Origin of the sequence: Cupriavidus sp. Met-2, assembly GCF_049843575.1 — a bacterium.
Classification (GTDB): Bacteria; Pseudomonadota; Gammaproteobacteria; order Burkholderiales; family Burkholderiaceae; genus Cupriavidus; species Cupriavidus metallidurans.
The window spans coordinates 120,821-135,946 of the sequence record NZ_JBBHZL010000010.1 but is presented as its reverse complement, the minus strand read 5'-3'; the positions used below and the strand labels follow the sequence as shown (position 1 = coordinate 135,946).

15 protein-coding genes are annotated in these 15,126 nt (G+C 64.2%); 10 read left to right on the top strand and 5 right to left on the bottom strand.

Features of this window, described 5'->3' with window-relative positions; all coding sequences use genetic code 11:
- The first annotated feature begins 64 nt into the window (after positions 1-64).
- The 4 genes from WD006_RS20870 to WD006_RS20855 all read left to right on the top strand — a co-directional run bounded on the left by WD006_RS20870 (position 65) and on the right by WD006_RS20855 (position 3,755).
- Entirely contained in the window at positions 65-1,345 is a 1,281-nt protein-coding gene (locus tag WD006_RS20870; protein ID WP_375199005.1) for a glutamate-5-semialdehyde dehydrogenase, read from the top strand.
- Between the two features lie 18 nt (positions 1,346-1,363).
- Positions 1,364-1,786, top strand: coding sequence for a CopD family protein (locus WD006_RS20865; RefSeq protein WP_011517505.1), 423 nt, complete (start codon positions 1,364-1,366; stop codon positions 1,784-1,786).
- Positions 1,787-1,821: 35 nt separating this feature from the next.
- Positions 1,822-2,427: a 2-hydroxychromene-2-carboxylate isomerase gene (locus WD006_RS20860; RefSeq protein WP_060784824.1), complete on the top strand. Its 606-nt coding sequence runs from the start codon at positions 1,822-1,824 to the stop codon at positions 2,425-2,427.
- Between the two features lie 68 nt (positions 2,428-2,495).
- Positions 2,496-3,755: a THUMP domain-containing class I SAM-dependent RNA methyltransferase gene (locus tag WD006_RS20855; RefSeq protein WP_060784825.1), complete on the top strand. Its 1,260-nt coding sequence runs from the start codon at positions 2,496-2,498 to the stop codon at positions 3,753-3,755.
- A gap of 72 nt (positions 3,756-3,827) precedes the next feature.
- On the opposite strand, the gene WD006_RS20850 is transcribed toward WD006_RS20855, so the two are convergent.
- The 4 genes from WD006_RS20850 to WD006_RS20835 all read right to left on the bottom strand — a co-directional run bounded on the left by WD006_RS20850 (position 3,828) and on the right by WD006_RS20835 (position 8,191).
- Entirely contained in the window at positions 3,828-4,877 is a 1,050-nt protein-coding gene (locus WD006_RS20850; RefSeq protein WP_011517502.1) for a response regulator, read from the bottom strand.
- 216 nt (positions 4,878-5,093) lie between these two features.
- Complete coding sequence (locus WD006_RS20845) at positions 5,094-6,566, bottom strand: NAD(P)(+) transhydrogenase (Re/Si-specific) subunit beta (RefSeq protein WP_017513121.1); 1,473 nt, start codon at positions 6,564-6,566, stop codon at positions 5,094-5,096.
- Positions 6,566-6,889, bottom strand: a complete 324-nt coding sequence (locus tag WD006_RS20840; protein WP_008641884.1) for an NAD(P) transhydrogenase subunit alpha — start codon at positions 6,887-6,889, stop codon at positions 6,566-6,568. The genes WD006_RS20845 and WD006_RS20840 overlap by 1 nt, the downstream gene beginning before the upstream one ends.
- A 180-nt stretch (positions 6,890-7,069) precedes the next feature.
- Positions 7,070-8,191, bottom strand: a complete 1,122-nt coding sequence (locus tag WD006_RS20835; protein WP_029307168.1) for a Re/Si-specific NAD(P)(+) transhydrogenase subunit alpha — start codon at positions 8,189-8,191, stop codon at positions 7,070-7,072.
- A 334-nt stretch (positions 8,192-8,525) separates the two neighbouring features.
- Here WD006_RS20835 and WD006_RS20830 point away from each other — a divergent pair, with 334 nt between their 5' ends.
- The 5 genes from WD006_RS20830 to mnmA all read left to right on the top strand — a co-directional run bounded on the left by WD006_RS20830 (position 8,526) and on the right by mnmA (position 12,404).
- Positions 8,526-9,323 (top strand): TorF family putative porin, encoded by a 798-nt coding sequence (locus WD006_RS20830; RefSeq protein WP_060784826.1) that lies wholly within the window; start codon positions 8,526-8,528, stop codon positions 9,321-9,323.
- Positions 9,324-9,445: 122 nt separating this feature from the next.
- Positions 9,446-9,766 carry a hypothetical protein gene (locus WD006_RS20825; RefSeq protein ID WP_011517497.1) on the top strand — a complete coding sequence of 107 codons (321 nt, stop codon included), beginning with the start codon at positions 9,446-9,448 and terminating at the stop codon, positions 9,764-9,766.
- Positions 9,753-10,661, top strand: a complete 909-nt coding sequence (dapA, locus tag WD006_RS20820) for a 4-hydroxy-tetrahydrodipicolinate synthase (protein ID WP_060784827.1) — start codon at positions 9,753-9,755, stop codon at positions 10,659-10,661. Before WD006_RS20825 ends, dapA begins: the two co-directional genes overlap by 14 nt.
- Positions 10,662-10,776: 115 nt before the next feature.
- Positions 10,777-11,328, top strand: a complete 552-nt coding sequence (locus WD006_RS20815) for an NUDIX hydrolase (RefSeq protein ID WP_008641895.1) — start codon at positions 10,777-10,779, stop codon at positions 11,326-11,328.
- Positions 11,325-12,404, top strand: a complete 1,080-nt coding sequence (mnmA, locus tag WD006_RS20810; RefSeq protein ID WP_060784828.1) for a tRNA 2-thiouridine(34) synthase MnmA — start codon at positions 11,325-11,327, stop codon at positions 12,402-12,404. The genes WD006_RS20815 and mnmA overlap by 4 nt, the downstream gene beginning before the upstream one ends.
- Before the next feature lie 108 nt (positions 12,405-12,512).
- Here the strand turns inward: mnmA and WD006_RS20805 are convergent, their stop codons facing one another.
- The gene (locus WD006_RS20805) at positions 12,513-13,127 is read right to left on the bottom strand and encodes a glutathione S-transferase (RefSeq protein WP_011517495.1); all 615 of its coding nucleotides are present in this window, start codon (positions 13,125-13,127) and stop codon (positions 12,513-12,515) included.
- A 383-nt stretch (positions 13,128-13,510) separates the two neighbouring features.
- Between WD006_RS20805 and purB the strand changes: the two genes are divergently transcribed.
- Complete coding sequence (gene purB / locus WD006_RS20800; RefSeq protein ID WP_008641901.1) at positions 13,511-14,887, top strand: adenylosuccinate lyase; 1,377 nt, start codon at positions 13,511-13,513, stop codon at positions 14,885-14,887.
- Positions 14,888-15,126: the final 239 nt, after the last annotated feature.

Here is a 15,126-nt window from a genome sequence, read left to right as displayed (position 1 = left end):
AGCCGCGCCGGCGCATCGACATCGCGGCACTCATAGCAGACCGGGCACAGGCCCGGACACCATCATGACCGAGTTCGATCTCCACACTTACATGACCCGCGTTGGCCAGCAGGCCCGCGCGGCATCGCGCGCCATGGCGCGCGCTTCCACGGCCGACAAGAACCGTGCGCTGCTGACGATTGCCGCGGCCATCCGCCGCGATGCGGACAAGCTCAAGGCCGTCAACGCCCGCGACGTCGAACGCGCCCGCACCAACGGCCAGGACGCCGCCTTCATTGATCGCCTGACACTGTCGGACAAGGCGATCGCCACGATGGCAGCCGGCCTCGAGCAGATAGCCGCGCTGGCGGACCCGATCGGTGAAATCTCGAACATGAAGTTCCGTCCCACCGGCATTCAGGTGGGCCAGATGCGCGTGCCGCTCGGCGTGATCGGCATCATCTATGAATCGCGTCCGAACGTGACCATCGATGCGGCGGCGCTGTGCCTGAAGTCGGGCAACGCCACGATTTTGCGTGGCGGCTCCGAGGCGATCGAATCGAATACCGCCCTGGCCGCGCTCGTGGCCGAGGGACTGGCCGCGGCGGGGCTGCCCTCCGAAGCCGTGCAGGTGATCGAAACCACGGATCGCGCCGCGGTTGGTCGCCTGATCACGATGACCGAGTATGTCGACGTGATCGTGCCGCGCGGCGGCAAGAGCCTGATCGCCCGCTTGATGGAAGAGGCGCGCGTGCCGATGATCAAGCACCTGGACGGCATCTGCCACGTCTATATCGATGACGACGCCGACCTGGAAAAGGCCGTGCGCGTGTGCGACAACGCCAAGACGCAGCGCTACGCACCGTGCAACACGATGGAAACGCTGCTCGTGTCGCGCGAGATAGCTGCGAAGGCGCTGCCGCCGCTGTGCCGTATCTACCAGGAAAAAGGTGTCGAGTTGCGCGTCTGCCCGGCAACGCGCGCCACGCTGGAAGCCGCCGGCTTCTCGGGCCTGGTCGACGCCACCGAGGAGGACTGGCGTCTCGAGTACCTGGCGCCGGTGCTGGCGATCCGCACGGTGGACGGACTGGACGCCGCCATCGCGCACATCAACACCTACGGGTCGGCGCATACCGATTCGATCATCACCGAGAACTACACCACCGGGATGCGTTTTCTGCGTGAAGTCGATTCGGCCAGCGTGATGATCAATGCCTCGACGCGCTTTGCCGACGGCTTCGAGTACGGCCTCGGCGCGGAGATCGGCATCTCCAACGACAAGCTCCACGCTCGCGGCCCGGTGGGCCTGGAGGGGCTGACCTCGCTCAAGTACGTCGTGTTCGGTCACGGCGAGATTCGTACGTAACCGGAGGCGGATCAGCACATGCTCTGGGTCAAGGCGTTCCATATCCTGTTCGTGACTTCGTGGTTCGCGGGGTTGTTCTACCTGCCGCGCATTTTCGTCAATCTGGCGATGGAGACCGATGCGGCCAGCGTGAAACGCCTGCTGCTGATGGCGCGCAAGCTGTTCCGCTTCATGACGATGCTGGCCGTTCCGGCTGTCGTATTCGGCCTCTGGCTGTTCCTGGGCTATGGCATCGGCCGTGGCGCGGGGCAGGGGTGGATGCATGCCAAGCTGGCGCTGGTGCTGGTGCTGATCGGCTACCACCACGGTTGCGGCGTGCTCCTGCGCAAATTCGAACGCGGCGCCAACACGCGCTCGCACACCTTCTACCGCTGGTTCAACGAACTGCCGGTGCTGGTATTGCTGGCGGTTGTCATCCTGGTTGTCGTAAAGCCGTTTTAAGCTGACGTTCCAATCCGTTCTACCGTGAGGTCGTGATGAGCAAGCAGGTCGAGTATTTTCTGGCGCCGCCTTCCCCGTTTGTCTATCTGGGACACGCGCGCTTTGTCGAGATTGCCAACCGTCACAAGGCCCAGGTGCTGCTGAAGCCCTGCGATATCGGCAAGGTTTTCGCGGTGTCGGGCGGCCTGCCACTGGCGCAGCGCCCGCCACAGCGTCAGGCTTACCGGCTGGTCGAACTGGAACGCTGGAGCAAGTTCCTTGGCATCCCGCTCAACTTGCACCCAACGTTCTTCCCGGTTTCAGGTGATACCGCGGCACGCCTGATCATCGCCGCCCAACTGGCCAACGGCACAGCGCGCGCGCTGGAACTGACCGGCGCGATCTCGCGCGCGGTGTGGGCCGAGCAGCGCAATATCGCCGATGCCGCCACGCTTTCGCTGATCGCCGAGGAATGCGGTCTCGACGGCGCGAGCCTGCTCAAGGCCAGCGAGGGGCAGGCGGTGCAGGCCGCATATGCGCAGAACACCCAGGACGCTATCTCCGCCAACGTGTTCGGCGCGCCGTGGTTCGTTTTTGACGGCCAGCCATACTGGGGCCAGGACCGACTCGATTTCCTCGACCGCGCGCTCGCAGCGGGCTGATCGGGGGACGGTCACCGATACCTTCCGTCCGCCATGGCGGACGTTTTTGTTTGCAGGATTTTCACGCCATGACCCAAGCTTTCTTTGTTCCTTGCCCGCGCGGCCTGGAACCCGCCCTTGCCGAGGAACTACGCGAAATCGCGCGGTATCCGGCCGTGGTGGCCGCCGCGCCGTTCGAAGTGCATCGGGAGGTGCCGGGCGGTGTGACGTTCTCGGGGGAGATGGCGGCCGCCTATGCCGTCAACCTCCACTCGCGCATCGCCAGCCGTGTGCTGCTGCGCGTGGCGCAGCGTGGCTACCGGCACGAGGACGACATCTACTCGCTGGTGCGCCAGCAGCGCTGGGAACAGTGGTTCTCGCCAGACGAGACGCTGCGTGTCGACGTCACGGCGCACAAGTCGCCGCTGCGCAGCCTGAATTTCACGGCACTGCGCGTCAAGGACGGCGTCTGCGACGCAATGCGCGAGCGGCTGGGCGCGCGTCCCAGCGTCGATACGGTGAGCCCGGATGTCCGCATCTACGCGCACCTGACCGAAACCGATTGCACCGTCTATCTCGACACCACCGGCGAGCCGCTGTTCAAGCGCGGCTGGCGTATGGAAAAGGGCGAGGCGCCGCTCAAGGAGAACCTGGCCGCCGGCATTCTGCGTCTGGCCGGCTGGACGGCGGGTCAGACCGATCGTCCGTTCTTCGACCCGATGTGCGGCAGCGGCACGTTCCTCGTCGAGGCCGCGCAGGTGGCGCTGGGCCTCGCGCCGGGCGCCGCTCGCACATTTGCGTTCGAGTGGCTGAAGGGCTGCGACACCAAGGCATGGCAGGCGCTGCGTGCCGATGCACAGCGCGCGCGTGAGCAAGCTGCCGGCCGCGCCACGAATCTGAAGATCGCCGGGTCGGATATTTCCACGGACATGCTGTCGATGACCCAGGCCAACTGGCAACGCGCCGGCCTGCCGGGCGATGTGCAACTGAAGCAGGTGGATGCGCGCTTCGTCCAACCGCCTTTTGCCGATGCAGGACTGATGCTGATGAACCCGCCCTACGGCGAACGGATTGCCGTGCGTGGCGATCGCCGGGGCGCCATGGAGGACGCGCCGCGCGACGAGGCAGAGGAAGCCGCCGCCAACCAGTTCGCCGCGGCGTTTGCGACGACGCTGAAACAGAGTTTCTCGGGCTGGCAGGCGTGGGTATTCACTGGCGATCTGACGATGCCGAAGCGACTACGCCTGAAAGAATCGCGCCGCACGCCGCTCTACAACGGCAATATCGAGTGCAGGTTGTTCCGGTTCGATATGGTGCGGGGCGGGAATCGGGAACAGAAGAAGGATTGAGCGATGGCTCTACGCCTCTCTCCCGCGTGTGGGGGAGGGGCGACAACAATTGGTGCTTCCAATGTTGTCGAATCAGTCGCGCTTGTTCCGCCCCGTCATCAATTCCGGATTCCGCGTGAATTCCGCCAGAAAGCTCTGCAGGCTGACCACGGGTTCCTGCAGCATGTGGCGGGGCAGGTCGAACAGCGCGTAGAAGTACTCTTCGTGACCTTCGCAACGCTCGGCGGGCAGGCAGTACTGTTCCCAGTCCACGCAGGCCGGCGTGTACATGCCGTTGCCGGGCCAGAAGAACGGCACGATGCGGCCCTCGCGCAGGCCTTCGATCAGCGCGGCCGGCGCCTCGTAGGCCTCTGCAGACTCCACCTGGCTCATCAGCCCCGCGCGCGTTTCGATCACCATCAGCGTGGCATGACCCTGGGCGGTCAGCAGCAGCATGCCCACCGGATTCGGATACAGGTAGTACTCGACAAAGCCATAGCGTGCGGCCGTCTGGCGCACGCGGTCGGCCATCGCCGGGTCGGACAGGAACGAGTACGAATGGCGGGTCAGCAGGTCGCGCAGCGTGCGCGAGATCGAAGCGAAGTACTGCTGCTGCAGCGCGTCGATTTCCTCGTTGAGCCGCGCCACCATATTCGGATCGTGCTTCTTTACGTAGCGGTCGATCAATCCGTGGTTGAAGCCCTGCACAGCGATGCTTTCGTCGGCCGTGCCGGTCAGCAGGATGGTCTTGCAGGGCAGGCCTTCCAGTGCCTGGCAGAACTCGAGACCGTCCATCTGGGGCATCGAGTAGTCGACAACGATCACGCCGGGCTGCAGGAAGCGCTTCACATCGTGAATCTGGCGATGAATGCGATCGACGTCGAGCTGCACCGTGCGGCGCTCGGACAGGAAAGTCAGGTCATCATGGGTGACGTGCACCGGCAGGAACGCCGGGTGCCGTGTGGCATACGCTTCTCGAATCCATGCGAGTGCCTCGCGCGGGTCGGTGAAGCTGACCACCGCGCGGGACGCATCCATCTGGAACGCCAGGCTGTCGATGAACGATTTGCTGTCGTCCACCAGCACCGTCAGCACGGGGTGATGGAAGACCGACAGATTCCTGTCATGCGAACTGAATGTCATGGTGCGATCAAATCTGCCATCGGCGGTGGATGGTCTGCGTGGGAGGCCGGGGCTAGGCGAGTATAGCGCCGAACCCGCGCGCAGGAATCGAAATCCGGAAAACGAAACGGCCGGCGTTGGTTGCCGGCCGCACTCGTTCGATTTCGTTGATTTCAGGTCTGCGCGTTGTTTTATTCACTTCGCGGACCTGCCGCAGCTCGGAAGCTTAACGGCAGATTAGTCGACCGCCTTGAACATGTCCTCGACCACCTTCTTGGCGTCGCCGAACACCATCATCGTCTTGTCCATGTAGAACAGTTCGTTGTCCAGACCCGCGTAGCCGGCTGCCATCGAACGCTTGTTCACAATGATCGTCTTGGCCTTGTACGCCTCCAGGATCGGCATTCCGGCGATCGGCGATTTCGGGTCGGTCTTGGCGGCCGGATTGACCACGTCGTTGGCCCCCAGCACCAGCACCACGTCGGCCTGGCCAAACTCGCTGTTGATGTCCTCCATCTCGAAGACCTGGTCGTACGGCACCTCGGCTTCGGCCAGCAGCACGTTCATGTGACCTGGCATTCGGCCCGCCACGGGGTGGATCGCATACTTCACCGTCACGCCGTGCTCGGTCAGCTTCTCGGTCAATTCTTTAAGCGCATGCTGGGCACGGGCCACAGCCAGGCCGTAGCCGGGCACGATGATCACGGTTTCCGCATTGCTCATCACGAAGGCCGCGTCATCCGCCGATCCGGACTTCACATTGCGCTGCGCCTGCGCGCCCGCCGTTGCGCCGGCCGATGCATCCGCGCCGAAGCCGCCCAGGATCACGTTGAAGAACGAGCGGTTCATCGCCTTGCACATGATGTACGAGAGGATCGCGCCGGATGAGCCCACCAGCGAGCCCGCGATGATCAGCATCGGGTTGTTCAGCGAGAAGCCGATGCCGGCCGCTGCCCAGCCCGAGTACGAGTTCAGCATCGACACCACCACGGGCATGTCGGCGCCGCCGATCGGAATGATGATCAGCACACCGAGCACGAACGCGATGGCCAGCATGATCAGGAACGGCAGCCACGACTGCGACAGGAAGAAGATCACGCCGAAGCCGATCATGCCGATGGCCAGCAGCAGGTTCAGCCAGTGCTGGCCCGGGAACACCACCGGCGCGCCCTGGAACAGCCGGAACTTGTAGCGGCCAGACAGCTTGCCGAATGCGATCACCGAACCGGAGAACGTAATCGCACCGACGAAGCAGCCGATGAACAGTTCGATGCGGTTGCCGAGCGGGATCAGGTGCGAGCCAGCCGGCGTGATGCCGAACGCGGCGGGCTCCGCCACGGCGGCCACGGCGATGAACACGGCGGCCAGACCGATCAGCGAGTGCATCGCGGCCACCAGCTCGGGCATCTTGGTCATTTCGACCTTCTTCGCCACATAGGCGCCGATGCCGCCGCCGACCACCAGCGCGCCGAAGATCAGTGCCAGACCCGTACCAACCGACGACTGCGCCGCGCCTACCGCCAGGAACTCGTGCTTGATCTTGACGATCAGCGCCAGCGTGGTCACCACGGCGATGGCCATGCCGATCATGCCGAACGCATTGCCCTTGCGGGCCGATGCCGGGTGAGAGAGGCCTTTCAGCGCCTGGATGAAGCAGACCGATGCCACCAGGTACAGCAGCGTCACAAGGTTCATGCTGATGGCTTCCATCACGCACCTCCCTTGTTGTCAGCCTTCGCCTTCGGTTCCTTCTTCTTGAACATCTCCAGCATGCGCTGGGTCACCAGGAAGCCACCGAACACGTTCACCGCGGCCAGTGCCACGGCCACCGTGCCCATGACGCGGCCTACGCCGCCTTCGGTGAGGCCGGCCGCCAGCATGGCGCCGACGATGATGATGGCCGAGATCGCATTGGTCACGGCCATGAGCGGGGTGTGCAGCGCGGGCGTCACCGTCCAGACCACGTGGTATCCCACGTAGATCGCCAGCACAAAGATGATCAGGTTGATCACCGTGTGGTTAACCATCTCCATCGACTTCTCCTCCGTTGCTTTTGAATACTTGCTGATGCGCTTCGCTTCGCGTTGCGTCGGATCGAGGCTGCGAGATCTGGGTCCGCCGATGGCGGGTTGCAGTGCGGGTGGCTCCCCGCGCCGCTGCAAGGTCATCGGCGGACGGGCGCCAGGGCGTGATGGCCTGGCGCCGGTGTCGGATCAGGCTGCCTCGCGGATGACCTGCCCGTCCTTGCACATCAGGCAGGCGGCGACGATGTCGTCCTCGAGATTCAGCGTATAGCGGGCATCCTTGTCGATGATCAGCTTGAGGAAGTCCAGCACGTTGCGCGCGTACAGCGCGGACGCATCGGCGGCAACCATGCCGGCGAGGTTCGTGTGACCGATCAGGGTGACGCCGTGGCGCTCGACCACTTCGTCGGCGACGGTCAGCGGGCAGTTGCCGCCCTGTGCTGCGGCGAGGTCGACGACGACCGAGCCGGGCTTCATCTGCTTGACAGTCTCTTCCTGCAGCAGCACCGGCGCGCGGCGGCCCGGGATCAGCGCGGTGGTGATGACGATGTCGGCCTGCGTGGCGCGCTGGTGCACCAGTTCGGCCTGGCGCCGCATCCAGTCGGCGGGCATCGGACGGGCATAGCCGCCCACGCCTTGCGCGATCTCGCGTTCTTCGTCAGTCAGGAACGGCACGTCGAGGAATTTCGCGCCGAGCGATTCGATCTGCTCCTTCACGGCGGGGCGCACATCGGAGGCTTCGATCACGGCGCCCAGTCGCTTGGCCGTGGCGATAGCCTGCAGGCCCGCCACGCCAGCGCCGAGGATCAGCACGCGCGCAGCCTTGACCGTGCCCGCTGCCGTCATCAGCATCGGCATGAAGCGCTGGTAGTGGTGCGCGGCCTCCAGCACGGCCTTGTAGCCGGCGATGTTGGCCTGCGAGGACAGCACGTCCATGCTCTGCGCACGCGTGGTACGCGGCGCGGCTTCAAGCGCGAACGCCGTGATCGCGGCGCTGGCCATGCGCGCGTTGTTTTCGATATCGAAGGGATTGAGCATGCCGACCAGCACGGCACCCGGCTTGATCTGGGCACGTTCGGCATCGTCCGGCGCGCGGACCTTCAGCAGGAGTTCCGCGCCGAGCGCATCGGCCGCGGAGCCGATGCGCGCGCCTGCCGCTTCGAACGCTGCGTCGGGAATACTGGCGCGGATACCGGCGCCGGCTTGCACCGTTACCTGATGGCCCTGCGCAACGTACTTCTTGACGGTCTCCGGGGTGGCGGCGACTCGCGCCTCACCTGCCCGCGTCTCGAGCGGGATGCCGATATGCATCGTCCATTTCTCCTTTTGATGGCGTCGTATCTGATTGGTCGGGCAGACGTCCTCGCCCTTGGTGTACCGCGTGCGGCGCACCATTTTTTGCGCAGCTTACCCGAAACTTACATTCGGTGGTGACTGGCCGGTCGGGGATTTGTGGCGTCACAGAGACTCATTCTTGCGCCTCATGAAATGACTTCTTTCATCGAGCGGCGATTGCTTCGCAATTCACCTTGATGGATTTGCTTCAGTGGCCTGCCCATTCTTGATGCCGATTTGACGCGCGGCTGCGTATCGTGGCGTTCACGTCTCTTTCGAGGCGTCTCTCCAAACGCACAACTGATTCCTCATGATCGCAACACGTCTGCTTACTTCGGCGCCGGCGGGCTTGGCCGCTGCCGTGCTGTTCGCCATGCCGTTTTCGCCGGCCTTTGCGCAGGAAGCCTCTGCGCCCGTGGCCGAACCTTCCACTCCCCATACGTTCACGGCCAATGTGTCGCTGGTGTCCGACTACCGCTATCGCGGCATCAGCCAGACCAATCTGCGCCCGGCCATCCAGGGCGGATTCGACTATTCCCACGCCAGCGGCTTTTACGTCGGCAACTGGAACTCGAGCATCAGCTGGCTTGAGGACGCCGATTCGTCGGTGTCATCGCCCGTGGAAATGGATTTCTATGGTGGCTTCAGGAACACGTTCAAGCTGTCGGACCTCGAGTTCAACTACGACGTTGGCGTGCTGGAGTACTACTACCCAGGTGGGTACACCACTACGCGCCCGTACACCACGGAGGTGTACGCAGGCATCGGCTATGGCCCGGTGTTCCTGAAGTACTCGCATGCGGTGACCAATCTGTTCGGTATTGATGACAGCAAGAACAGTTACTACGTCGACCTGTCGGCGAATGTGCCGCTGAACGTCTGGGGTCTCACGTTCAATGCGCACGTGGGCTACCAGGGCGTGGCCCATCACAGCGATGCGTCGTACACGGACTGGAAACTCGGCCTGACCAAGGACCTGGGCAAGGGCTTCTCGCTGGCGGTGGCCTATGTGGATACCAACGCGAAGGCGTCGTTCTACACCAGCGCCAATCGTGGGCGATATCTCGGCAAGGCAGCGGCGTGGGCGTCGATCACCAAGACGTTTTGAGCCCATCATCTTTACGCGATGTTGATGACCCGCTCGCGGAATGCTGCGCCAAATTGAGATCGCTATCCCTAGCATGGATGTCATGTTCAACAGACGGTCCGCCAGACGCGGATCATCGCGACATGCGACAGTCTTCGAATCTCGCCGTGGCCTATGCGTCGGTGCCCCGACGCCGGATCGCTTCGAACGTGCAGTGGATTCGCCTGCGGCTTGCCGTGTCATCGGCGCAGGTCTTCATGCTGCGCCAGACATTGCATCGTGCTATCGGCAATCTTGCGCGCGTCTATGTGGTGGAGGTGGATCATCGCCACGGCGAGACCACACTGCACGTGGAGGTGGAGCGCGAAGACCGCGAGGCAGCCATGCACGCCATCATGGCCGCGCTGCCCGCCGCCGAGTTTGGCGTGACGACGATGCTCGGAGACGACCATGCCACGCATTGAGTTCGCTCGCCCGCGCATCGTCGATGGGCTATGGCTGCCGATGGTCACGCCGCTGCATCACGGCCAGGTGGATTTCGACGGCGTGCAACGGCTTGCCGCGCACTACGCGGATGCTGGCGTCGACGGTTTGATCGTGCTCGGCACGACCGGGGAGGGTGGCCTGCTGACCGACGTGGAGCGCCTTCAGGTCGCCGCCGCCACCCTCGAGGCCGTGCAAGGCACCGTGCCCGTGATCGCCGGGGTTGGCGGCGTGGCAACCCATGCGGTCTGCGAGCAGGTGCGTCGGCTCGAACGGCTTGATCTTGCTGGCTATCTCGTGCCGCCACCGTACTACTTGCGCGTGTCCGATGAAGGGATCGCGTGGCATATGCGCAGCGTCGCCAGTCATACGGCCAGACCGCTGATGTTGTACAACGTGCCGAAGCGCACGGGCTGCACGATCTCGCCTGACCTCACGTGGCGTTTGGCCGCGCATCCGCAGATCGTGGCGCTCAAGGAGTGCGATGCGGCGGGAATGCGCGCGCTGGCAGGGCAGGATCGCCTTGACGTGTTCTGCGGCGATGACGCTGCCATGCTCGACCATCTGCTGCGCGGTGGCGCGGGAATCGTGCCGGCCTCGGCCCATATCCGGCCCGATCTGTTCGTGCGGCTGATTCAACTTGCGCGCACAGGGCGCGAGGAAGCGGCGCGCGCGCTGTTCCGGCAACTGTCGCCGCTGATCGGAATGCTGTTCGACGAGCCCAACCCAGCCCCGGTGAAGGCGGCGCTGGCGCTGTGTGGTCTGGCGCGTCCGGAGGTACGTCGACCGCTGATGCCGGCGTCGAAGTCACTTGTGGCGAGGCTCGACGCGGCGATTGCGCTGCTGCCGCCTGTCGTCGCACGGGAAGCCGCCTGAGCGGGCGCTGACCGGCGGGGGAAACTGGCAGACGCCTGGGCCGAGGTGGCCCGAAAGAACCATCGCGCGATGCACGTTCGCACGGCAACCGGTAAAATGCCGGATTGCTTAAAAAATGTGCACCATGTCACGTGATTGGAATGCCAGCGTCACTGTAGCCGCCGTTATCGAACGGGGTGGCCGCTTCCTGCTGGTGGAAGAGGAAACCGCGGATGGTCTGCGTCTGAACCAGCCCGCCGGCCATCTGGAAGCGGGCGAGAGCCTGATTCGCGCCGTCGTGCGCGAAACGCTCGAGGAAACCGCGCATTCGTTCGAACCGCGCGCGCTGCTGGGCGTCTACACGAGCCGCGGCCGTTCGTCGCGCGACCAGGGCGACACCACCTATATCCGCTTCGCCTTTACCGGCGATATCGGCACACTCGACGCCGGGCGCCAGCTGGATACCGGCATCGTCCGTACCGTGTGGATGACCGCCGAGGAACTGCGCGGCTGCCCCGAGCGCCATCGCTCGCCGCTGCTGATGGCTTGCGTCGACGACTACCTGGCCGGCAAGCGCTTCGCGCTCGACATGATCCATACGCATCCGAGCACCGTGGCCGCGTCGATCGCGCCGGGCGACACCGCCGCACCGACGAATCCGCCGGCGCAGGCAGGAGCGGCATCATGAGCGGCAAGCGAGTGGTGGTGGGCTTGTCCGGTGGCGTCGATTCGTCGGTCACCGCATGGTTGCTGAAGCAGCAGGGTTATGAAGTCATCGGCTTGTTCATGAAGAACTGGGAAGACGATGACGACAGCGAATACTGCTCGACGCGCCAGGACTGGCTCGACGTGGCGTCCGTGGCCGACGTGATCGGCGTGGACGTGGAAGCCGTCAACTTCGCCGCCGAGTACAAGGACCGCGTGTTCGCCGATTTCCTGCGCGAATACTCTGCCGGCCGCACGCCGAATCCGGACGTGCTGTGCAACGCCGAGATCAAGTTCAAGGCCTTCCTCGATCACGCGATGTCGCTGGGCGCCGATACGATTGCCACGGGCCACTACGCGCGCGTGCGACAGGCGGCCAACGGCAAGTTCGAATTGCTCAAGGCGTTCGATCACACCAAGGACCAGAGCTACTTCCTGCACCGCCTGAACCAGGCACAGCTCTCGCGCACGCTGTTCCCGCTAGGCGAGATCCCGAAGACACGCGTGCGCGAAATCGCCGCGGAAATCGGCCTGCCGAACGCGAAGAAGAAGGACTCCACCGGTATCTGCTTTATCGGTGAACGTCCGTTCCGCGACTTCCTGAACCGCTATCTGCCGACCCAACCGGGCCCGATGAAGACACCCGAAGGCAAGGTGGTGGGCGAACACATCGGCCTGGCGTTCTACACGCTGGGCCAGCGCAAGGGCATCGGGCTGGGCGGCAGCCGTGATGGCAGTGGCGATGCCTGGTACGTGGCGCGCAAGGACATGGCCAGCAACACGCTCTACGTGGTGCAGGGCCACGACCATCCGTGGCTGCTGACGTCGGAACTGAACGCTGCGGATCTGTCGTGGGTGGCCGGCGAGCCGCCAGCGGCGGGTGCCACGATGGCCGCCAAGACGCGGTATCGGCAGAGCGATGCCCCTTGCACAGTGGTGGCAGCCGAAGGCGATGCGTTGAAGCTGTCGTTCGCGGAGCCGCAGTGGGCGGTGACGCCGGGGCAGTCGGCCGTGCTGTATGACGGGGATGTCTGCCTGGGTGGCGGCATTATCCAGTAAGGCGGGAAGGGTGCCGGCAGATTGGGCGGCACCGGAATGCAACACGGCGCTTCACACTTGGTGTGAAGCGCCGTGCAAGATCACATGCAAACAGCCGTGTGAGGGCGATCAGCCTCGCGGCGGCTCGGTGTCGATAAACGACTGGCGCTTTTCGATCTTCTCCTGGAACGCCACCAGATTCGGATGGCGGTCGCGCCATGCGATGTCCGGGAAACGGAAGTCCAGGTAGGCCAGCGCGCAGCCAACGGCCACGTCGGCCAGCGTGTAGTGGGTGCCGGTGCACCAGGTCTTGTCGGCCAGGCCGGTCGACATCGCCGTCAGCGCGGCGTCGATCTTGCTGCGCTGGCGCTGCACCCAGCTTTCGCTGCGTTCGCTTTCCTTGCGCTGCGTGACCTCCAGGCGCGCCAGCAGTGCGGCGTCCAGCAGGCCATCGGCCAGGGCTTCCCAGCAGCGGACTTCCAGCCTCTCACGGCTGCCCTGCGGAATCAGGCGGCTGACTGGCGAGAGCGTGTCGGCATACTCGGCGATCACGCGCGAATCGAAGACCGCGCCGCCGTCTTCCATGACCAGGCAGGGCACTTTGCCGAGCGGATTGAACCGACCGATCGTGGTGTCTGGCGACCAGACGTTCTCCTCGATCATCTCGTAGTCAATTTTCTTCTCCGCCAGCACCACGCGCACTTTCCGCGCGTACGGACTGGTTTGGGACGCATACAGCTTCATGTTCTCCCCTTGAGCTTGTTATGAAGTGCATCGGCGCTCCTTGGCAGGCGGATTTCCACGCTGGCAGACGGGCCGCTTGCCCGATGCACTTCATAACAGGCTAATGGATGAGCGAGCGCGAGTATACCCGCGCCGGGCGCCGGATGCGCCACCAATGCGGCCTGGCGCACGGATGGCGGGACATTGGTCATGGCGTGCAGCACAGCGCCATGGTCCGATGATAAAATCGCGCGTTACGCTTTCCGCGGCCCCGTGCACACCAACGTTGCCCGGTGATCGCACAAATCGCGCCGTGCGGCGCATTGATCGCTTCGCACGTGCCTCGCCCCCGCACCCGCCATGTGCGGAACGCGCCCATACCTCCCTTACTTCTGGTTGCCAGCATGTCCACGTCTTCCCTTTCGCCGCTTACCGCCCTGTCTCCCATCGATGGCCGCTATGCCGCCAAAGCCGATGCATTGCGCGAGTGGCTGTCCGAGGCGGCCTTCATGCGCAACCGCGTCAAGGTGGAGGTCAACTGGCTGATCGCGCTGGCCCAGGCCGGCCTGCCGGACGTGCCGAAGTTCTCGGCCGCATCGGAGGCAAAGCTGCTCTCGCTGGTGGAGAATTTCACCGAGGCCGACGCCGCCCGGATCAAGGAAATCGAGGCCGTCACGAACCACGACGTGAAGGCCGTCGAGTACTGGCTCAAGGAGCAGGTCAAGGGCAACGCGGAGCTCGAGGCCGCCAGCGAGTTCATTCACTTCGCCTGCACGTCGGAAGACATCAACAACACGTCGCACGGCATGATGCTCAAGGGCGCCCGCGACGGCGTGATCGTGCCGGCGCTCAAGCGCGTGCATGCGCGTCTGGTCGAACTGGCGAAGCTGAACGCCGCCCAGCCGATGCTGTCGCGTACGCACGGCCAGCCGGCCAGCCCGACCACGCTCGGCAAGGAAATGGCCAACGTGGCCGCGCGTCTGGCCCGCGCCATCGAGCGTGTGGAACGCGTGGAACTGCTCGGCAAGATGAACGGCGCCGTGGGTAACTACAACGCGCACCTGTCCGCCTATCCGACGTTCGACTGGGAGTCGTTCTCGAAGCAGGTGATCGAGACGCGCCTGGGCCTGACGTTCAACCCGTACACGATCCAGATCGAACCGCACGACTACATGGCCGAGCTGTTCGATGCCGTCGCCCGCGCCAACACGATCCTGCTGGACCTGAACCGCGACGTCTGGGGCTATATCTCGGTGGGCTACTTCAAGCAGAAGACCAAGGCTGGCGAGATCGGCTCGTCGACCATGCCGCACAAGGTCAACCCGATCGACTTCGAAAACTCGGAGGGCAATGTCGGCCTGGCCAACGCCGTGCTGCGCCACCTGTCCGAGAAGCTGCCTGTGTCCCGCTGGCAGCGTGACCTGACCGATTCGACCGTGCTGCGCAACATGGGTGTGGCGTTTGGTTACAGCCTGCTGGCTTACGAGGCCTGCCTGCGTGGCCTGGGCAAGCTGGAAACCAATCCCGAACGCCTCAACGAAGACCTCGACAACTGCTGGGAAGTGCTGGCGGAGCCGGTGCAGACCGTGATGCGCCGCTTTGGCGTGCCCAATCCGTACGAGCAATTGAAGGAGCTGACCCGCGGCAAGGGCATCTCGCGCGAGGCGCTCCAGACCTTCGTGCAGGGTCTGGCGATTCCCGACGATGCCAAGGCGCTGCTGCTGGCGATGACGCCCGCCAGCTACATCGGCCGCGCGGTGGAACTGGCGAATCGCATCTGACGCTCGAGACGCGTCAGGAAACAAAAGGGCTGGCCTGGTGCCAGCCCTTTTTGTTGTTGCCGGTCGCCAGGGTTGAGGCAGAAATTACCGCCGTGCGGCCAATTGCCGCCACATGTGACCCGGATGGCGGGTTACGATCACCGGCATTGCGGCGGGTGCGACATCTGGTCGCTTCAAATGATTTGAACAACTTAATGAAGTTCGGCCATTCCCAGCTAATGGGCGGGCCCCAATAATGC